General features: G+C 71.7%; 14 protein-coding genes. 8 read left to right on the top strand and 6 right to left on the bottom strand.

All coding sequences use genetic code 11. The annotated features are described in order from the left end of the window. The first annotated feature begins 121 nt into the window (after positions 1–121). From OIE74_RS25960 to OIE74_RS25950, 3 genes are all read left to right on the top strand, one after another. Complete coding sequence (locus OIE74_RS25960) at positions 122–1216, top strand: hypothetical protein (RefSeq protein ID WP_329387623.1); 1095 nt, start codon at positions 122–124, stop codon at positions 1214–1216. Between the two features lie 174 nt (positions 1217–1390). Beyond that, a complete protein-coding gene (locus OIE74_RS25955; RefSeq protein ID WP_329387621.1) occupies positions 1391–4699 on the top strand; it encodes a S8 family serine peptidase in 3309 nt (1102 codons plus the stop codon). Positions 4700–4903: 204 nt separating this feature from the next. Continuing rightward, positions 4904–5932: an aspartate-semialdehyde dehydrogenase gene (locus OIE74_RS25950; protein ID WP_329387619.1), complete on the top strand. Its 1029-nt coding sequence runs from the start codon at positions 4904–4906 to the stop codon at positions 5930–5932. 52 nt (positions 5933–5984) lie between these two features. Here the strand turns inward: OIE74_RS25950 and OIE74_RS25945 are convergent, their stop codons facing one another. Further along, positions 5985–6311, bottom strand: a complete 327-nt coding sequence (locus tag OIE74_RS25945) for a type II toxin-antitoxin system PemK/MazF family toxin (protein WP_329387617.1) — start codon at positions 6309–6311, stop codon at positions 5985–5987. A gap of 7 nt (positions 6312–6318) precedes the next feature. Further along, positions 6319–6549 carry a ribbon-helix-helix domain-containing protein gene (locus OIE74_RS25940; protein WP_329387614.1) on the bottom strand — a complete coding sequence of 77 codons (231 nt, stop codon included), beginning with the start codon at positions 6547–6549 and terminating at the stop codon, positions 6319–6321. Positions 6550–6652: 103 nt separating this feature from the next. On the opposite strand from OIE74_RS25940, the gene pepN reads away from it, so the two are divergent. After that, on the top strand, positions 6653–9223 hold the full coding sequence (pepN, locus tag OIE74_RS25935) for an aminopeptidase N (RefSeq protein WP_329387612.1): 2571 nt from the start codon (positions 6653–6655) through the stop codon (positions 9221–9223). Between the two features lie 95 nt (positions 9224–9318). Then, positions 9319–9714, top strand: coding sequence for a hypothetical protein (locus OIE74_RS25930; protein ID WP_329387610.1), 396 nt, complete (start codon positions 9319–9321; stop codon positions 9712–9714). Positions 9715–9800: 86 nt separating this feature from the next. Here the strand turns inward: OIE74_RS25930 and OIE74_RS25925 are convergent, their stop codons facing one another. From OIE74_RS25925 to OIE74_RS25915, 3 genes are read right to left on the bottom strand one after another with little or no spacing between them, the layout of a single operon-like run. Further along, on the bottom strand, positions 9801–10037 hold the full coding sequence (locus OIE74_RS25925; RefSeq protein ID WP_329387608.1) for a hypothetical protein: 237 nt from the start codon (positions 10035–10037) through the stop codon (positions 9801–9803). Between the two features lie 58 nt (positions 10038–10095). Next, a complete protein-coding gene (gene malQ / locus OIE74_RS25920) occupies positions 10096–12291 on the bottom strand; it encodes a 4-alpha-glucanotransferase (protein WP_329387606.1) in 2196 nt (731 codons plus the stop codon). Beyond that, positions 12292–12546, bottom strand: a complete 255-nt coding sequence (locus tag OIE74_RS25915) for a hypothetical protein (protein WP_329387604.1) — start codon at positions 12544–12546, stop codon at positions 12292–12294. 264 nt (positions 12547–12810) lie between these two features. Here OIE74_RS25915 and OIE74_RS25910 point away from each other — a divergent pair, with 264 nt between their 5' ends. Continuing rightward, a complete protein-coding gene (locus tag OIE74_RS25910; protein ID WP_329387602.1) occupies positions 12811–15837 on the top strand; it encodes a beta-N-acetylglucosaminidase domain-containing protein in 3027 nt (1008 codons plus the stop codon). Positions 15838–15937: 100 nt separating this feature from the next. Here the strand turns inward: OIE74_RS25910 and OIE74_RS25905 are convergent, their stop codons facing one another. Beyond that, positions 15938–16474, bottom strand: coding sequence for an HNH endonuclease (locus OIE74_RS25905; RefSeq protein WP_069629656.1), 537 nt, complete (start codon positions 16472–16474; stop codon positions 15938–15940). Positions 16475–16764: 290 nt separating this feature from the next. Here OIE74_RS25905 and OIE74_RS25900 point away from each other — a divergent pair, with 290 nt between their 5' ends. Together OIE74_RS25900 and OIE74_RS25895 are read left to right on the top strand one after the other, a co-directional pair. After that, complete coding sequence (locus OIE74_RS25900) at positions 16765–17841, top strand: mechanosensitive ion channel family protein (protein ID WP_329387600.1); 1077 nt, start codon at positions 16765–16767, stop codon at positions 17839–17841. A 320-nt stretch (positions 17842–18161) separates the two neighbouring features. Then, positions 18162–19328, top strand: a complete 1167-nt coding sequence (locus OIE74_RS25895) for an ROK family transcriptional regulator (protein ID WP_329392448.1) — start codon at positions 18162–18164, stop codon at positions 19326–19328. The last annotated feature ends 10 nt before the right edge of the window (positions 19329–19338 follow it).

Raw genomic sequence — 19338 nt, 5'->3', positions numbered from 1 at the left:
CCGGAAGCGCCCCGTCTGATCGGCATTCGAACGTCCGTACTTTAGGGCGAGCTTGTCCGGGTTTGTCGACGGGCTCGTAACAGCGGTTAGCGGGTGGGCGGTTCGCGGGGAAGCCCCGGACATGAACAACTCCTCCACCTCCTGCGGCGGCGAGACCCCCTCCCCGCTCTTCCCCCGCCCCCTCAGCCACCTCGCCGGCGCGCAGCGGCGCGTCCTGTCCGCCGCGCAGTTGCGCGAGCACGGCGTCAGCGCGGCACACGCCGCCGCGCGCTGCGGGCCCGGCGGCCCCTGGCAGCAGTTGCTGCCAGGGGTGTTCCTGCTCCACCAGGGCCCACCGACGAGCGAAGAGCGCCTGCGCGGGGCCCTGTTGTACGCGGAGCGCCGCCCGGCCCCCGGCGCGGCGCGCGGGGACGTACCGGCCCAGCCCGCGGGCCGTACGGCCGCCACCCGCCCCTCCCGTGACAGCGCGATGATCACCGGCCTCGCCGCCCTCACCCTGCACGGCTTCTCCTCGGCCCCCGCGCTGACCGCACTGGACCACATCGACGTACTCGTCCCGCGTACCCGACGGCTGCGCTCCACGGGGTACGTCCGGATCGTCCGCGCGCACGCGCTGCCCGCCGCCGGGCAGGTCACCGGCCTCCCCGTGGCGCCCGTCGTCCGCGCCCTGGCCGACGCGGTCGCCGGGCTCACCGACCCGGCGGCCGTACGCCGGCTGCTCACCGAGGCCGTGCGGTACGGGCACTGCGAACCGGCCGCCGTCGTACGGGAGTTGAGCCAGGCGCGGCTGCTGTCCCGGCCGCATGTCGTGGATGCCGTGGACTCGCTGCTCGCCGCCGGCCGGGCGCTCGCCGAGGGCAGGCTCTACGAGATGGTGCGCACGCACAAGCTTCCCGAGCCGGTCTGGAACGTCGACCTGCGGCTGCCGGGCGGTCCGCCTCTCGGCGGTCTCGACGCGTACTGGCCCGACCACGCCGTCGCCCTGGAACTGGACACGCGCGCGCCGCACCACGGCAGGACCCCGGAGGACGAGGTCGCTTGGTCACGGTGCGCGCGCAAGCGCGAACACCTGGAGCGGCTCGGCATCACCGTCGTCCATCTCACGCCCCGGAAGCTGCGCGATTCGCCGGAGTTGCAGGCGACGGTGGTCCGTACGGCCCTGCTCGCCTCGGCCGACCGCGAGCCCGCGGCGCGCGTGGTGGTGCTGCCCAGGTGAGGAACGAGGCCCGGATATCGGGTGGTTGGTCCTCGATGGCGGAGACGGTGAGCTGGCGGATGTACGCCACCGCCGGTTCCCAGTACTGACAGCTCTCCACAAACCCTGGTCATTTACGCAAAGCTGAGCGGTCATCCGGTACCGAATTCCGGACTGTCTCTTTCACAACCAGGGATGCTGATGACCTCCGAATCCGAGAGCTCCATATCCGGTCCGAGACGCGTGGCCCGGGTCGCCGCAGCCGCGTCTCTCGCGGCCGCGCTGATAGCCAGTGGCGCGCTGCCTGTCTTCGCCGCTCCGGCCGCCGACGACCCGGCCGCCGCCGCACCTGTGAAACCTGCCAAGTCCGCATCTGAGAAGCTCGGTTCGGCCGATGTCGAGCTGCTCGACAAGGCTGTCGCCGAGGGCGAGAAGAACGTCACCGTCATGGTGGCCACGGCGCCGGGCCAGACCGAGCAGGTCTCCGACCAGTTCGACGCCGTGTCCGGCGCGGTGGTCGGCAAGACGTACGACCAGCTCGGTTACGTACGGGCGACCCTGCCCACCGGCAAGGCCGAGGCCGCGCTCAAGGCGGCGGGCAAGCTCTCCTCCGTCCATGGCATCGACCTCAAGCACGAGATCGAGCTGGACGACCCGACGCCCGCCGCCGACACGGTGAAGGGCGCCGCGAAGGCCGAGGGCGCCAGGGCCGCGACCGCGCCCGGCGCGAACACCCCGGCGAAGAACCCGTTCAACCCGTCCTTCGAGACCGGTGCGGTGGACTTCGTCAAGCAGAACCCGAAGGCCGACGGCCGCGGAGTCACCATCGGCATCCTGGACTCCGGCGTCGACCTGGGCCACCCGGCGCTGCAGAAGACCAGCACCGGCGAGCGCAAGATCGTCGACTGGGTCACGGCGACGGACCCGGTCTCCGACGGTGACGGCACCTGGCGTCAGATGCAACTCGACGTCAAGGGCCCGTCGTTCACGGTCAACAACCGCACGTACTCGGCCCCCGCCGGGAACTACAAGTTCAACCTGTTCGCCGAGTCCGCCACGCGCGGCGGCGACATGGCCGGGGACCTGAACCGGGACGGCGACACGACCGACGTATGGGCGATGCTGTACGACGCGGGCACCCGCACCGTACGTATCGACCTCAACAACGACGCCAAGTTCGGCAACGACAAGATCATGAAGCCGTACAAGAACGGCTTCCAGATCGGCTACTTCGGCGAGGACGACCCGAAGACCGAGATCGTCGAGCGCATCCCGTTCGTGGTCGAGGTCCGGGAGGACGTCGTCTACAACTCCGCGGGCGCCAGGGCCGACTACGTCAACATCGGCGTCATCGAGGGCTCCCACGGCACCCACGTGGCCGGTATCACCGCGGCAAACAGCCTGTTCGGCGGCAAGATGAACGGCGCGGCGCCCGGCGCCCAGCTGGTCTCGTCGCGCGCCTGCACATGGAGCGGCGGCTGCACCAACATCGCCCTCACCGAGGGCATGGCCGACCTCGTCATCGAGCGCGGCGTGGACATCGTCAACATGTCCATCGGCGGACTGCCCGGTCTCAACGACGGCAACAACGCGCGGGCCGAGCTCTACAACCGGCTCATCGACACCTACGGCGTCCAGCTCGTGATCTCCGCGGGCAACGACGGACCCGGCACCAACACCATCAGCGACCCCGCCGTCGCTGACAAGGTCATCTCGGTCGGCGCCTCGATCTCCAAGGAGACATGGGCGGCGAACTACGGCTCGGTCACCACGACCGACTACGACATGATGCCGTTCTCCGCCCGCGGTCCGCGTGAGGACGGTGGCTTCGCGCCGATCATCTCGGCCCCCGGCGCCGCCATCAACACCACGCAGACCTGGTTCCCCGGCGGCCCCGTCGCCGAGGCCGGCTACCAGCTGCCGCCCGGCTACTCGATGCTCCAGGGCACCTCGATGGCCTCCCCGCAGGCGACCGGCGCGAGCGCGCTGCTGCTCTCGGCGGCCAAGCAGAAGGGGATCGAGCTGACCCCCGCGAAGCTGCGGACGGCGCTCACCTCCACCGCCACCAAGATCGCCGGCAAGAAGGCGCACGAACAGGGCGCGGGCCTCATCGACGTCGTCGGCGCGTGGGACGCGATCAAGGACGGCGCGAAGGCCAACGAGTACAGCGTCAAGGCCCCCGTCGACACCTCGATCGACTTCGCGCTGAAGACCCCGGGCTTCGGCACCGGTGTGTACGACCGTGAGGGCGGCCTCCAGGCCGGCAAGAGCCGGACGTACGACGTCACCATCACCCGCACCACCGGTCCCAACCGCCTGGTGGAGCACCAGCTCAACTGGAAGTACAACGACGGCACCTTCAAGCTGCTGAGCGGCAAGAAGGTCAAGCTGCCGAAGAACAAGCCGGTCACCGTCACCGTGCAGGCCAAGCCCGACCAGGCCGGCGCGCACAGCGCCATCCTCGAACTGGACGACCGTTCCAGCACGGGCGTGGACAAGCAGATCCTGACCACGGTGGTCGTCTCCAAGAAGCTGGCGAAGCCCGCCTTCACGTACTCGTCGCTGGGCTCGGTCGAGCGCAACGGCACGGAGTCGTACTTCGTCACCGTCCCCGAGGGCGCCAAGACCCTTGAGGTCGCGCTCGGCGGGCTCGCGGACGGCAGCCAGACCCGCTTCATCAGCCTCCACCCGCAGGGTGTGCAGATGGAGGACAGCTCGACGATCTTCTGCTACCCGAACTACAACAACCCGGCCAACACCTGCCGTCCGGACCTGCGTTCGTACACGGACCCGACGCCGGGCGTCTGGGAGATCGAGGTCGAGTCGCGCCGTACGTCGCCGCTGCTGAACAACCCGTACAAGCTCGACGTCACCGTGCTGGGTGCCTCGTTCGACCCGGCGGTCACCACGCTCCCCGAGGCCAAGATCGGTACACCGGCCCCGGTCGAGTGGACCGTCACCAACGGGTCAGCCGCCATCGACGGCAAGCTCGCCGGCGGCTCGCTCGGCTCGGCGAAGGTCGACCGGCCTTCGATCGGCCAGGGCGAGGAGAAGGAGACGACCGTCACCATCGGTGCGGGCGTCGAGCGGCTCGACGTGGCCATCGGCGGCACCTCGGACACTGCGGCCGACCTGGACCTCGCGGTCTTCAGGGACGGTGTGCTGGTCGGACAGGCCGCCGACGGTGACTCCGAGGAGGCCGTGAGCCTGATCGAGCCGGCGGCCGGTGAGTACACCTTCGTGGTGGCCGGCTACTCGGTCCCGGCCGGGACCACCGAGTACGACTACCGCGACGTCTTCTACTCGGCGTCGCTGGGTGAGGTCACGGTCGGCGACGCTCCGGTGAAGCTCGCCAACGGCGCGTCGGCGGATGTCTCCGCCGAGGTGACGGTGGCGGGCGCGGCTCCGGAGGGACGGCAGTTCTTCGGCGAGGTCCAGCTGCTGAACGCGCGCGGTACGGCCGCGGGCACCGGCAGTGTCGTGATCGAGAAGGTCCTGCCGTAACGGCGGGACCGGCCGCTGCGTAAGGGCTGTGTACGAAGGGGGCGGGCGTCCGGACGGGCGCCCGCCCCTTACGCGTGTGCCCCGGACACCGGTGTGACCGACGCCGCACAGTCCCGACCAGCGGAATGGATTGGACAAGGCGGGCTCGGACAGACGCATCATGGACGCGGCACCCGAGCCGCGTGTACGTACGGAGGAGTCCCTGTGAAGGTCGGAATCGTCGGAGCCACCGGTCAGGTCGGCACAGTCATGCGCACCATCCTGGCCGAGCGGAAATTCCCGGCCGACGAGCTGCGGCTGTTCGCCTCCGCCCGCTCCGCGGGATCCACCATCGAGTGGCGGGGCGAGCCGGTCACCGTCGAGGACGCGTCGACGGCCGACTACACCGGCCTGGACATCGTGCTCTTCTCCGCCGGCGGCGCCACGTCCAGGGCGCTCGCCGAGAAGGTGGCTTCCCAGGGCCCGGTCGTGATCGACAACTCGTCCGCCTGGCGGAGCCACCCCGAGGTCCCGCTGGTGGTCTCCGAGGTCAACCCGCACGCGGTCGCCGACCGCCCCAAGGGCATCATCGCCAACCCGAACTGCACCACCATGGCCGCCATGCCCGTGCTGCGCCCCCTGCACGCCGAGGCCGGTCTCGTCGCGCTCGTCGCCACGACGTACCAGGCCGTGTCCGGCTCCGGCCTCGCGGGCGTCGCGGAACTCCACGACCAGGCCCTCAAGGTCGTGGAGAACGCCGACCGGCTGACGTTCGACGGGGACGCCGTGGAATTCCCCGAGCCGGGTGTCTACAAGCGCCCGATCGCCTTCAACGTGCTGCCGCTCGCGGGCTCGATCGTGGACGACGGGTCCTTCGAGACGGACGAGGAGCAGAAACTCCGCAACGAGTCCCGCAAGATCCTGGAGATCCCGGAGCTGAAGGTCTCCGGGACCTGTGTGCGGGTGCCGGTCTTCTCCGGGCACTCCCTCCAGGTCAATGCCCGCTTCGAGCGTCCGATCAGTGTGGAGCGGGCGTACGAGCTGCTGAAGGACGCCCCCGGCGTCGAGCTCTCCGAGATCCCGACGCCGCTCCAGGCCGCCGGCAAGGACGCCTCCTACGTAGGCCGCGTCCGCCAGGACGAGACGGTGGACAACGGCCTGGCGCTGTTCGTCTCGAACGACAACCTGCGCAAGGGCGCGGCGCTGAACGCGGTGCAGATCGCGGAGCTGGTGGCGGCGGAGCCGCGCGGCTAGTCGGTACATCGACGGGGCGGCCCCGAGTTTTCGGTGGTCGCCCCCTCTCTGCTCAGAGCGCCAGGTGCCGTCGAAGTGCCGTTGCGAGTTCGGCCATGCGTTGGCGTGGCACCGAGCCGACCCGCTGGAGAACACGCTCCGGAGTCACGGCACGGATCTGCTCGCACTGAACTTTCGAATCCTTGGGCAGGCCGGATTCACCCGCAGGGAGGAACACCTGGAACGAGAGAACACGAGAAGTGTTCGACGTCAGAGGCACCACGGTGACCACACCTCTCCCGTTGCGCTCCACCGACTCGTTGGCACCATCGTTGGAGATGATCACCGCTGGTCTGCGCTTGTTGGCCTCGCCGCCCCGCGCCGGCTCCAGATCGACCATGTAGATGTCACCACGCCTCATCGGTGATTCCGTCCCCGCTCGTCCGGTCCCAAAGAGCGGCGTCCTCGCTCCCACTCCACTCCGCGAAAGCCTCTGTGTACTCGGCCTCAAGCTGGGCGGCACGCAGTGACTCGATGGCGGCGTGTATCACCGCGGACCGCGACTCGGCCTCCGTCCTCTTCGCGTACTCGTCAACGAAGGCGACATCCTCCTGTGGCAGACTCACACTGATCTTCATACTCTCGATGCTACCCGGGTAGGAACACTCCCGCCACCTGGCCGCCGTCCCGCCGCCCCGTGGAAGGATGAGCCAAAACGTACCGATCCGAGGAGATGACCGGGTGCCTGGCACAAATCTGACCCGTGAAGAGGCGCAGCAGCGGGCGCGCCTCCTCACCGTTGACTCGTACGAGATCGACCTCGATCTCAGCGGCGCGCAGGAGGGCGGGACCTACCGGTCCGTCACGACCGTACGCTTCGAGAGCGCGGACGCCGGGGCGGAGACCTTCATCGACCTGGTGGCACCCGCCGTCCACCAGGTGGTGCTGAACGGCAAGCAGCTCGACGTCGCCTCGGTCTTCCGCGACTCGCGCATCGCGCTGCACCATCTGCGGCAGGGCGCGAACGAGCTGACGGTGACCGCGGACTGCGAGTACACCAACACCGGCGAGGGTCTGCACCGGTTCGTCGACCCGGTCGACCAACAGGCCTATCTGTACACGCAGTTCGAGGTGCCGGACGCGCGGCGGGTATTCGCCTCGTTCGAGCAGCCCGACCTCAAGGCGACGTTCCGGTTCACGGTGACCGCCCCGGAGGGCTGGACCGTGATCTCGAACTCCCCCACGCCGGAGCCCGAGTCCCACGTGTGGCGCTTCGAGCCGACGCCGCGGATCTCGACGTACATCACGGCGCTGATCGTCGGTCCGTACCACTCGGTGCACAGCACCTACGAGAAGGACGGGCAGTCGGTGCCGCTCGGGGTCTACTGCCGGCCCTCGCTGGCCGAGTACCTGGACGCGGACGCGATCTTCGAGGTCACCCGGCTCGGCTTCGACTGGTTCCAGGAGAAGTTCGACTACGCGTACCCGTTCGCCAAGTACGACCAGCTCTTCGTGCCCGAGTTCAACGCGGGCGCGATGGAGAACGCGGGCGCCGTCACCATCCGCGACCAGTACGTCTTCCGGTCGAAGGTGACGGACGCGGCGTACGAGACGCGCGCCGAGACGATCCTGCACGAGCTGGCGCACATGTGGTTCGGCGACCTGGTCACCATGGAGTGGTGGAACGACCTGTGGCTGAACGAGTCGTTCGCGACGTACACCTCGATCGCGTGCCTCGCGCACGCGCCGGAGTCGCGCTGGCCGCAGTCGTGGACGACGTTCGCCAACTCCATGAAGACGTGGGCGTACCGGCAGGACCAGCTCCCGTCGACGCACCCGATCATGGCGGAGATCACCGACCTGGACGACGTGCTCGTCAACTTCGACGGGATCACGTACGCGAAGGGGGCGTCCGTCCTCAAGCAGCTCGTGGCCTATGTCGGCCAGGACGAGTTCTTCCGGGGCGTACAGGCGTACTTCAAGGCGCACGCGTACGGGAACACGCGCCTCTCGGATCTGCTCGGCGCACTGGAGGAGACCTCCGGGCGTGATCTGAAGACCTGGTCGAAGGCGTGGCTGGAGACGGCCGGCATCAACATCCTGCGGCCCGAGATCGAGCTGGACGAGGCGGGGCACGTGGTCTCCCTCGCCGTACGGCAGGAGGCGCCCGCGCTGCCCCCGGGCGCGAAGGGCACGGCGGTGCTGCGCCCGCACCGCATCGCGATCGGCTGCTACGACCTGGCCGAGGGCGGGAAACTGGTCCGGAGCAGCCGGATCGAGCTGGACGTCGACGGCGAGCTGACGCCTGTGCCGTTCCCCGCGAACACGCCCCGGCCCGCGGTCATCCTGCTCAACGACGACGACCTGTCGTACGCGAAGGTCCGCCTCGACGAGGAGTCGCTGCGGGTCGTCACCGCGCACCTCGGGGACTTCGCCGAGTCGCTGCCGCGCGCGCTGAGCTGGGCGTCCGCGTGGGACATGACGCGTGACGGCGAGCTCGCCACACGCGACTACCTGGCTCTCGCGCTGTCGGGCATCGCCAAGGAGACGGACATCGGCGTGGTGCAGTCGCTGCACCGCCAGGTGAAGCTCGCGCTGGACCTGTACGCGGCGCCGGAGTGGCGCGAGGCGGGGCTCACCCAGTGGACGGAGGCGACGCTGGCGCATCTGCGGACGGCGGAGCCGGGCAGCGACCACCAGCTGGCCTGGGCCCGCGCCTTCGCGGCGACGGCCCGTACGCCGCAGCAACTGGACCTGCTCCAGGGGCTGCTGGACGGTTCCGAGTCGGTCGACGGCCTGGCCGTGGACACCGAGCTGCGCTGGGCGTTCGTCCAGCGGCTGGCGGCGGTCGGGGTGTTCGACGAGGACGAGATCGCCGCGGAGTACGAGCGCGACCGCACGGCGGCGGGCGAGCGGCACGCGGCGGCGGCACGCTCGGCGCGCCCGACGGCCGAGGCGAAGGCCGAGGCGTGGGCCTCGGTCGTGGAGTCCGACAAGCTCCCGAACGCGCTCCAGGAGGCGGTCATCGGCGGGTTCGTCCAGACGGACCAGCTTGAACTGCTCGCGCCGTACACTGAGAAGTACTTCGAAGTGGTCAAGGGCGTGTGGGACTCGCGCAGCCATGAGATGGCGCAGCAGATCGCGCTGGGTCTGTACCCCGCGCTCCAGGTGGCGCGGTCGACGCTTGACGCGACCGACGCCTGGCTGGCCTCGGCGTCCCCGAACGCGGCGCTGCGGCGCCTGATGTCGGAGTCCCGGGCGGGCGTGGACCGCGCGCTGCGCGCCCAGGAGGCGGACCGGGCGGCGGGCTGACGGGCCGGGGATCGGGGCCGGTTCCGGCCCCGATCCACTGGTTCGGCGGTGGGCGGCAGGGCATCATCCGACATGATTCGAGCGAAGGAGATGTCGTGCCCCCGATCGTCGTCCTCATCCTGGTCGTTGGTCTCGTGGCGATGGTCCCGCTGATCAGGAACCAGCTGCGTGACCGACGACTGCGCAAGGGCATCGAGCAGCACTTCGCGGAACGCTTCGGGCCGCCCCCGGTCCCGGGCGCCGGTGGCCCGCTCGACCTGAGTGTCCCCGCCGACCGGCTCACCCACGAGCTCGCGGAGACAGGGCGGGGCCGGGGATTCCTGTCCGGGAAGGGAAGGCCCCGCACCCGGGAGATCGGTGCCGAGTTGGAGCTGATCAACGGCAAGCAGCAGATGCTTGAGGCGCACGAGTACGTGCGGGCCGAACTCGGCGTGAGCGCCGCGCGTGAACTGGAAGCGGCGTGGGACGGGATCGGCACCTGGCGCGGATAGCGCCACGGAAGCGACCGCGCGGCAGACCTGTGCCGCGCGGCGTCTTCTTCACGAGGGAGGGCGTCCGAGCTGTCGGACCCGGCCGGTCAGACCCGCTGCTGCTTCCTGGACTTGTCGAGGACCATCACCAGGCCGGCGATCACGGCGAACGCCGCCAGCGGCGTCAGCACGTACAGGCCGAGGGTCTCCACGACGGTCAGGCCGGGGCCCGGGTCGTCGCCGTCGTCGCGGTTCACGGCGAGCACGGGAGACGACATGAGCAGCATCATCAGCGTCGTTCCGGCCATGACGGCGCCGGCGCGCAGGGCGTTCTTCTTGTCCACGGTGCCAACGTAGCGAACCCGCCCGGCGGGCGCGCGCCCGGGGGTCCCGTACAAGGTGTCAATCCGTCACAGAGGGCCGCAATACGCTCATCAGGCGGTGCAACCGGGGCGAGGCGGCCAGCTCCTCCAGCGTCATCGGCCGGCCGTCGGCGTCGGCGACCGGCAGCCGCCAGTTCGGGTACTGGTCCCACGTCCCGGGCAGATTCTGCGGTCTGCGGTCGCCCACCGCGTCCGGCAGCCAGACACCGATCATGCGGGCCGGTGTGCGCAGCAGGAAGCGGTGGACCGCGCGGATCTGCTCCTCCTCGTCGCCCCCGCCGGGCGGCAGCAGGCCGAGCCGGGTGAGGGTGGCGAGCCACTCGGCGACCTCGGCGGACTCCTCGCGCAGCTCCTCCTCCAGCGGGCGGCCGAGCAGCCCCAGCCGGTGCCGGAGCTCCACATGCCCGCCGGTGAGGCGCGCGGCCGTGGACGGAAGGTCGTGGGTGGTGGCGGTGGCGACGCAGTCCCCGCGCCAGCTCTCGGGGGCCAGCGGCAGGCCCGTGCCCTGCCAGTCGCGCTCGAACCAGAGCACGGACGTGCCGAGCACCCCGCGGCGGTGCAGTGCCTCCCGTACGCCGGGCTCGACCGTGCCGAGGTCCTCCCCTATGACGACGGCGCCCGCGCGGTGCGCCTCCAGCACGAGGACGGCGAGCATCGCCTCGGCGTCGTAACGCACATACGTGCCCCGCGTCGGGTCCGTGCCGGCGGGCACCCACCAGAGCCGGAACAGGCCCATCACATGGTCGATCCGCAGGGCGCCCGCGTGGGTCAGCAGCCCGCGGAGCAGTCCTCGGTACGGCGCGTACCCGGAGGCGGCCAGTACGTCGGGGCGCCAGGGCGGCAGCCCCCAGTCCTGCCCGTGGGCGTTGAAGGCGTCCGGCGGGGCGCCCACGGACATGCCATCGGCGAAGGCGTCGCGCTGCGCCCAGGCGTCGGCGCCGTCGGGATGCACGCCCACCGCGAGGTCGTGGACGATGCCGACGGCCATGCCCGCGTCCTGGGCGGCGCGGCTCGCCGCCGCGAGCTGTTCGTCGGTGAGCCAGGCCAGCCAGCTGTGGAAGCCGACGCGGTCGATCAGCTCGTGCCGTGCCCGTCCGGTCTCGGCGGAGCGCGGGTCGCGCAGGCCGGGCGGCCAGTCGCGCCACCGGGAGCCGTGCACCTCGGCGAGCGCGCACCAGGTCGCGTGGTCCTCCAGGGCCTGGCCCCGCTCGGCCAGGAAGTGGTGGTAGGCGGCCCGGCGGCCGGGGCCGAGCGGGATCTCGCGGACGATCTCCAGGGCTTCGCGCTTGAGCCGCCAGACGGCGTCGCGGTCGATCAGCGCGTCCTTCTCCAGGACGGCGGCGCGCAGTCCGGCGGCCTGCTCCAGCAGCGCGGCGAGGCGCGCGGTCCCCTGCCCGGTGACGTACGCGTACTCGGGGACGGCCTCGACCCGCAGATGGACGGGGTCGGGGAAGCGGCGCGACGAGGGGCGGTACGGCGAGGGGTCGGTCGGGTCGCCGGGGACGGCGGCGTGCAACGGGTTGATCTGGACGAAACCGGCGCCCAGCTCCCGGCCCGACCAGGTGGCGAGCTCCGCGAGGTCGCCGAGGTCGCCCATGCCCCAGGAGCGGCCGGACAGCAGGGAGTAGAGCTGGACGAGGAAGCCGTGCGTACGGGGCGGGGGCTGCGGCACCTCGCGCGGGGCGACGACGAGCACGGCGCCCGCCGTACGGCCGTCGGCGGCGACGGCGGCCAGCCGGTGCACCCCGAGCGGCAGACCGGGCCAGGAACGCCCCTCAGGGGCCCTGAGGGGCGTGCCCGCAGCCGATGCGGGCGCGTCCGGCGGCGGGGCGTCGGGCGAGGGCCACTCGACCGTGTCGCCCTGTTCCGTCTCGACGCGCAGGAGCGTGCCCTGCGGCAGATCGGCCAGCGCCCGAGGAAGAGCGGGAGGCAGCACCCCTACGGGGGACCCGCAGGGCGTCCCCGTCGTTCCCGCGCCGGCGGTGGCGTTCCCGGGAGTGGTCCACACGACCACGGTGGGCGGCAGCAGACGGCTCGCGGCGGCGGACTCGGCGCGGGTCAGCGCGTCCTGGACGGCCTCGTCCGTGGACGCGTCGACGCCCAGCGCGGCGAGCACCGCGACGACCGTCTCGCCGGGGACCGGGACCGCGACGTCGGGGCTCGGTGAGTGGACGGTGGCGACACCGTGCAGCGCCGCGAGCCTGGCCAGGCCCATTCAGACTCCTGAGAACTCCGTGCCACCGGCCGTACCGGGCGCGGTCGGCTCACTGGTGAGAGGGGCGGCGTCGGCGAGCGGGGGCTCGCTGGTGAGGGGGGCGGCGTCGGCGAGGGGCGGTTCGCTGGTGAGCGGGCCCGGCGTGTCGCTGGTCAGCGGTCCGGGCAGCGTGACGGCGAGGGGCTCCTCGCCGGTCGGGTCACCAGGAACCGCCTGTTTGGAACGGGCGGTGGGAAGCAACTGTGCGGCGGCCATGGCGGCGCCTCCAAAGACGGCTCGGACAACGGGACACAGCAGCCCTACCCAGTCGGCACGGCCACAGACGTAACTCTCCACAGGACCTAACGTGCCCCGGCTCACGCTGCGTTCCCCGAGCGGCAGTTGACCCTCCCTGCCTATCACAACCGGCAAAAAGGGCACAACGGCCACGCGCATTGACACCTTCAGCCCAGGGTGGTGGGCTCGACGCCGATCGGCCGGACAGACCGGAACTCAGGGAGCCACGAGGGGAGCAGGGGCGTGCAACTCGGGCGCAGAAAGCGGACGGCGACAGCCGTCGCGGTGGCCGTGATCGGCGGACTCCTGGGCACGGCGCCCGGCGCGACGGCGGCACCCGCCGACCCGGGCGCCACGGCGGCCACCACTCCCGACGCGGAGACGGAGTCGGGTCTGCCCGCCGTCTGGCCCCGTCCCCAGTCGCTCAAGGCGGGCGGCCAGTCCGTCACCCTCGGTGACGAGGTCACCGTCGTCGCGGCCGAGGAGACGGATCCGTCCGCCGTCGATGCCCTGAAGGAGGCGCTGCGCGAGGCCGGGGTGCGTACGGTCCGTACGACAGCCCCGCCCGTGTCCGGCCGCCCCGCGCCCCCGCCGACCGGCGACGGCCCCGTCGTCCTGGTGGGCGGCAGCGGCGCCCAGGACGCGCTGAGGGCCCTGCGGGCACGGGAGAGGACCGATCTGCCCTCCGGCGGCTACCGGATCGCCGTGGGCACCGTCGGGGGCCGCGAGACGATCGCGCTCGACGGGGTCGGCGACGACGGTCTCTTCCACGCGGCGCAGACCCTGCGCCAGCTGATCGTCGGCGCACCTGGCCGGGCCAGGGTGCCGGGCGTTCTCGTGCGGGACTGGCCGGGCACCGCCGTACGCGGGATGACGGAGGGCTTCTACGGTGACCCGTGGGGCCATCAGGAGCGGCTGTCGCAACTGGACTTCATGGGGCGGACGAAGCAGAACCGCTACCTCTACGCGCCGGGCGACGACGCCTTCCGCCAGGCGCGCTGGCGCGAGCCGTATCCCGCCGCGCAGCGGGCGGAGTTCCGCGACCTGGCCGAGCGCGCGCGGCGCAACCATGTGACGCTCGCCTGGGCTGTGGCGCCGGCCCAGGCCATGTGCATGTCGTCGAAGGACGACGTCAAGGCGCTCAACCGCAAGCTCGACGCGATGTGGGCGCTGGGGGTGCGCGCCTTCCAGCTCCAGTTCCAGGACGTCAGCTACAGCGAGTGGCACTGCGACGACGACCGGGACACCTTCGGTTCCGGTCCCGGTGCCGCCGCGAAGGCGCAGGCGCGGGTCGCGAACGAGGTGGCGGAGCATCTCGCGCGGCGGTACCCGGGCGGTGAGCCGCTGACCGTGATGCCGACGGAGTACTTCCAGGACGGGGCCACCGAGTACCGCACGGCGCTCGCCGACGACCTCGACGGCCGGGTGCAGGTGGCGTGGACGGGCGTCGGCGTGGTGCCCCGCACCATCACCGGAAGCGAACTGGCCGGTGCGCGCGAGGCGTTCAAGCAGCACCCGCTGGTGACGATGGACAACTACCCGGTCAACGACTACGAGCAGGGGCGTATCTTCCTCGGCCCCTACACGGGCCGTGAGCCCGCCGTAGCCTCCGGCTCGGCCGCGCTGCTCGCCAACGCGATGGAGCAGCCGTCCGCGTCGCGTATCCCGCTGTTCACGGCCGCCGACTACGCGTGGAACCCGCGCGGCTACGAGCCGCAGGAGTCCTGGCAGGCGGCGATGGACGATCTCGCCGGCGACGACGCCAAGGCGCGCGAGGCGATCGGCGCGCTCGCCGGGAACGACTCCTCGTCGATCCTGAACCGGACGGAGTCGGCGTATCTGCGCCCTCTGCTGAAGGAGTTCTGGCGTACCCGTACGGGGCCCAGGGCCGCGGAGAACCCGAAGGCCAGGGACGCGGCGGCGAGCCGGCTGCGGGCCGCCTTCACGGTCATGCGCGAGACCCCGGAGCGTCTGTCCGGCACGGCCGGCGGGCGGCTGGACGACGAAGTGCGGCCGTGGAGCGAGCAGTTGGCGCGGTACGGGCGGGCCGGTGAGCTGTCGGTCGACATGCTCCAGGCGCAGTCCCGGGGCGACGGTGACGCCGCCTGGCAGGCGTCGCTCAGCCTCGAACCGCTGCGGGAGGCGGCGGCGAAGGGCACGGTCACGGTCGGCAAGGGCGTGCTCGACCCGTTCCTGGACCGCGCGGCCAAGGAGTCGGCCGCCTGGACCGGCGCCGACCGCTCGGCCGGCCCGGAGGCCCGCGCCACCCGGAGCACGGACGCGTACACGGTCGGGGTCGGCCGCGCCCGCCCCGTGGGCGTGATCACGACCATGACGGAGCCGGGAACGGGCGACGGCGCCTCCGTGGAGGCGCATGTCCCGGGCGAGGGCTGGCGGAGGCTGGGGCCCGTGTCGCAGAGCGGCTGGACGCAGACCGACGCGAAGGGGCTGCGCGCCGACGCCGTACGGATCACCTGGCCGGACGTGCCGGGCGCGACGACGCCGTCGGTGCGGCGCGTCGTGCCGTGGTTCACCGACGAGCCGCGGGTGCGGCTCGAACTGGTGCGCGGTGTCGCGGACGCCGAGATCGGCGGGAAGGCCACGACCGTCGAGGCGGAGCTGGAGGCGCAGCGTCCAGGACCGATCAGCGGCGCGCTGACGGCGAAGGCCCCGAAAGGCGTCAAGGTGACGGTGCCCGAGCGGGTGACGGTGCCGCGCGGCCTCCGTACGACGGTGCCGGTCCAGGTGACCGTCCCCGAGGGCACCCCGGCGGGTACCTACCGGGTGCCGCTGTCGTTCGGCGGTGAGGAGCGCACCCTGACGGTGCGGGCCTCGCCGCGTACGGGCGGGCCCGACCTCATAAGGACGCCGGGCGTTGTGCCCTCGTCGTCGGGCGACGAGACGCCCGACTTCCCCGCCACCGCCGCGAGCGACGGCGACCCGGCCACACGGTGGTCGTCCCCCGCCGAGGACGGCGCGTGGTGGCAGGTGGAGCTTGCGGAGCCGGTCCGGCTCGGCCAGGTGGTCCTGAACTGGCAGGACGCCTACGCGAGCGCCTACCGGATCCAGGTGTCGGCCGACGGCCGCTCGTGGCGCGACGCGACGCGGGTCGAGGACGGGCGGGGCGGGCGTGAGTCCGTCCGCATGGACGCGAAGGACACCCGCTTCATCCGTATCCAGGGCGAGCGACGGGCGACCCGCTTCGGTTACTCGCTGTGGTCGGTCGAGGCGTACGCGGTCATGGAGGCGACGCCGCCGCCGTCTCCGTAAGCCGCCGCCTCCCTAAGGAGGACACGGCCTGCGGCCCCGAAGGGGCATGCCTGAGCGGCACACGGCGCGTTCGCGCCCCGGCACGACGAAGGCCCGGATCCTAGGCAGAGATGCCGTCGATCCGGGCCACCGCGTCCTCGGCGCCGAAGGGTTGCAGATACGGCATCCAGCGCGGATCCCGGTGTCCGGTCCCGATGATCCGCCAGGCGAGCCCCGACGGCGGCGCGGGCTGGTGGCGCAGTCTCCACCCCAGCTCCCGCAGGTGCCGGTCGGCCTTGACATGGTTGCAGCGGCGGCAGGCCGCCACCACGTTGTCCCACACGTGTTTCCCGCCCCGGCTGCGCGGGATGACGTGGTCGACGCTGGTGGCGACGCTCCCGCAGTACATGCAGCGCCCGCCGTCCCTGGCGAACAGCGCACGACGGGTGAGGGGAACGGGCCCCCGGTAGGGGACCCTTACAAACCGTTTCAGCCGTACGACGCTGGGTGCGGCGAGCACCTGGGTCTCGCTGTGCAGGAAGGCGCCGGATTCCTCAAGGCAGATGGCCTTGTTCTCCAGAACGAGGACGAGCGCGCGACGGAGCGGTACGACACCGAGCGGCTCGTACGACGCGTTGAGGACCAGGACATGTGGCACGGTGCCTCCTAGTACGCCGGCGGCGCGTGGCTCGCGCCGGGACGATCTGTCTCAGTCTCTCCTCATGCCTGGTCGAAACGCCACCACGTCTTGGTAACGGGCTCGGAGTGTTTTCGCCCACACCCCCTCCGGGACCCCTGACCTGGCGTGTCCGTGCCCCCGTACCTTCCTGCGACTTCGCCCGCCACCCGCGCGTGAGGAGTGTCTCTCCCTCTCGCGGGGCAATGGAGCGGAGGCGATGCCCCGTTAGTGTGGTTGGTCCCCGCCCGTGTTTCGCAGGAGGTCCCGCCGTGTCCCCGTCCGCCCCGTCGGTCCCCGGCCCGTCGCCCGAGCCCGCCACACTCGACGAGGCCGCGGACCGTGCCAACGAAGCCGCGGGCTGGGTGGAGCAGAACTGGTCCACTTGGCTGAGCATCGGCCTGCGCATCCTGCTGATCGTGGTGATCGCGCTCGTCCTGCGCCATGTCCTGCGGCGCACCATCACCAAGCTGATAGCGCGGATGAACCGCAGCGCCACGGCCGTCGAGGGCACGGCCCTCGGCGGCCTCCTGGTGAACGCCGAGCGGCGCCGGCAGCGCTCCGAAGCCATCGGTTCGGTGCTCCGCTCGGTGACGTCGTTCCTGGTCCTCGGTACGGCCGCGCTGATGGCGCTCGGGGCGCTGAACATCAATCTGGCCCCGCTGCTGGCATCGGCGGGCGTCGCCGGTGTGGCCCTCGGCTTCGGCGCGCGCAATCTCGTCACCGACTTCCTCTCCGGCGTCTTCATGATCCTGGAGGACCAGTACGGGGTGGGCGACACCATCGACGCGGGCGTCGCGTCCGGCGAGGTCATCGAGGTCGGGCTGCGGGTGACCAAGCTGCGCGGCGACGACGGCGAGATCTGGTACGTCCGCAACGGCGAGGTGAAGCGGATCGGCAACCTGAGCCAGGGCTGGGCCACGGCCGGTGTCGATGTGACGGTCCGGCCCACCGAGGACCTCGACAGGGTCCGCGACGTCATCACCTCGGTCGCGGAGAAGATGGCCAAGGAGGACCCCTGGGCCGAGCGGCTGTGGGGCCCGGTCGAGGTGCTGGGGCTGGACTCCGTCCTGCTCGAATCGATGACGGTGCGGGTGAGCGCCAAGACGATGCCGGGCAAGGCGCTGGGCGTGGAGCGCGAGCTGCGCTGGCGCATCAAGCGGGCCTTCGACGCGGCGGGCATCCAGATCGTCGGCGGACTGCCCCTGGCGGGCACGGAGGCGGCCCCGGCCGACCCGGCGGCCGCCGTGGCCGCGCCGTCGGCCCTGGCGAGCCCCACGTCGCCGCAGTCCCTCGCGGCGGCGCCGATAGCGCAGCAGCAGGCCCCCAACCCCAATCTGACCAAGTAGGACCGGTTCAGGGTCCGGTTCACTGGCCGATTCAGGAACCGGCTCAGGAACCGGCTCAGGGACCGGCCCAGCGGCACCGAATCGAAAGTCCGTCGCACACGCGCCCCCGCAGGTAACGCTTTGGTTGCCGCGGGGGCGCCGGTCGTGAACGGGTATTGACTGCTCCCCGACGCCCGGCCTACTTTCCTCCCATCAAATAGGAAACTTTCCTAACAGTGTCGCCAAGCGCGACACACGGGAGAGCAGTCGCCGAAGGGCAGGTGCACGCCGTGAGCGATCCGTCCACGCCGTCCCCGGGCACACCACGCGTCCTGCGCGCGATGAACGACCGCGCCGCGCTGGACCTGCTGCTGGCACACGGCACCCTCTCCCGTACCCGGATCGGCAAACTGACCGGTCTCTCCAAGCCGACCGCCTCCCAGCTGCTCGCCCGCCTGGAGGCGGCCGGTCTCGTCGTCGCCACGGGCACCACCGAGGGGCGGCCAGGACCCAACGCCCAGCTGTACGCGGTCAACGCGGGCGCCGCCCACGCCGCCGGGCTCGACGTGAACCCGGAGCGCATCCTCGCCGCCGTCGCCGACATCACCGGCGCCACCGTCGGCCGGTTCGAACTGCCCACGCCGGGGCGCCGGTCGGCCGACAGCGTGGTGACCCAGGTGACCGACGCCCTGGACGGCGCCGTGAAGGCCGCGGGTCTCGCGCGCTCCGACGTGCACCGCGTCGTCATCGGTACGCCGGGCGCCTTCGACCCGTCGACCGGACGGCTGCGGTACGCCTCGCACCTGCCCGGCTGGCACTCCCCCATGCTGCTCGACGAACTGGCCGCGGCCCTGCCGATGCCCGTCGAGTACGAGAACGACGTGAATCTCGCGGCGGTCGCCGAACAGCGGCTGGGAGCGGCCCGCGGCCACGACGACTTCGTCCTCCTGTGGAACCAGGAAGGTCTCGGCGCCTCCCTGGTCATCGGCGGCCGGCTGCACCGCGGCTTCACCGGCGGCGCCGGCGAGGTCGGCTTCCTGCCGGTGCCGGGCACTCCCCTCGTACGCCAGGTGGTCAAGGCCAACAGCGGCGGCTTCCAGGAACTCGCGGGCGCCCAGTCGGTACCGCGCCTCGCGCGCGGTCTCGGCATCGAGACCCCGGAGCAGCCGTACGCGGACGTCGCCGCCGGCCTCCTTACGAAGGCGGCGGCCGGGCACGAGGACGACCCGCGGCTGGCCGAGCTGCTGCGGCTGTTCGCGCAGCGGCTCGCCACCGGTCTCGCGTCCGTGACCGCGGTGCTCGACCCCGAGGTCATCGTCCTCGCCGGCGGGGTGACCACCGCCGGCGGAGAACCGCTGCGCGCGCTCGTCCAGGCGGAACTCGCCGAACTCGCCGCCTCCAGGCCCCGGCTGCTCATCGGTGAGGTGCGGCGGGACCCCGTGCTGCGGGGCGCGCTGGAGAGCGCCCTCGCGACCACCCGCGACGAGGTCTTCGACACCTCCCGCTGACCCGTCCGCC

It is taken from the genome of Streptomyces sp. NBC_01716, from assembly GCF_036248275.1.
Taxonomy (GTDB): domain Bacteria; phylum Actinomycetota; class Actinomycetes; order Streptomycetales; family Streptomycetaceae; genus Streptomyces.
Note: the sequence above shows the minus strand (reverse complement) of the source record. Positions and strands in the feature narration are given on the sequence as shown.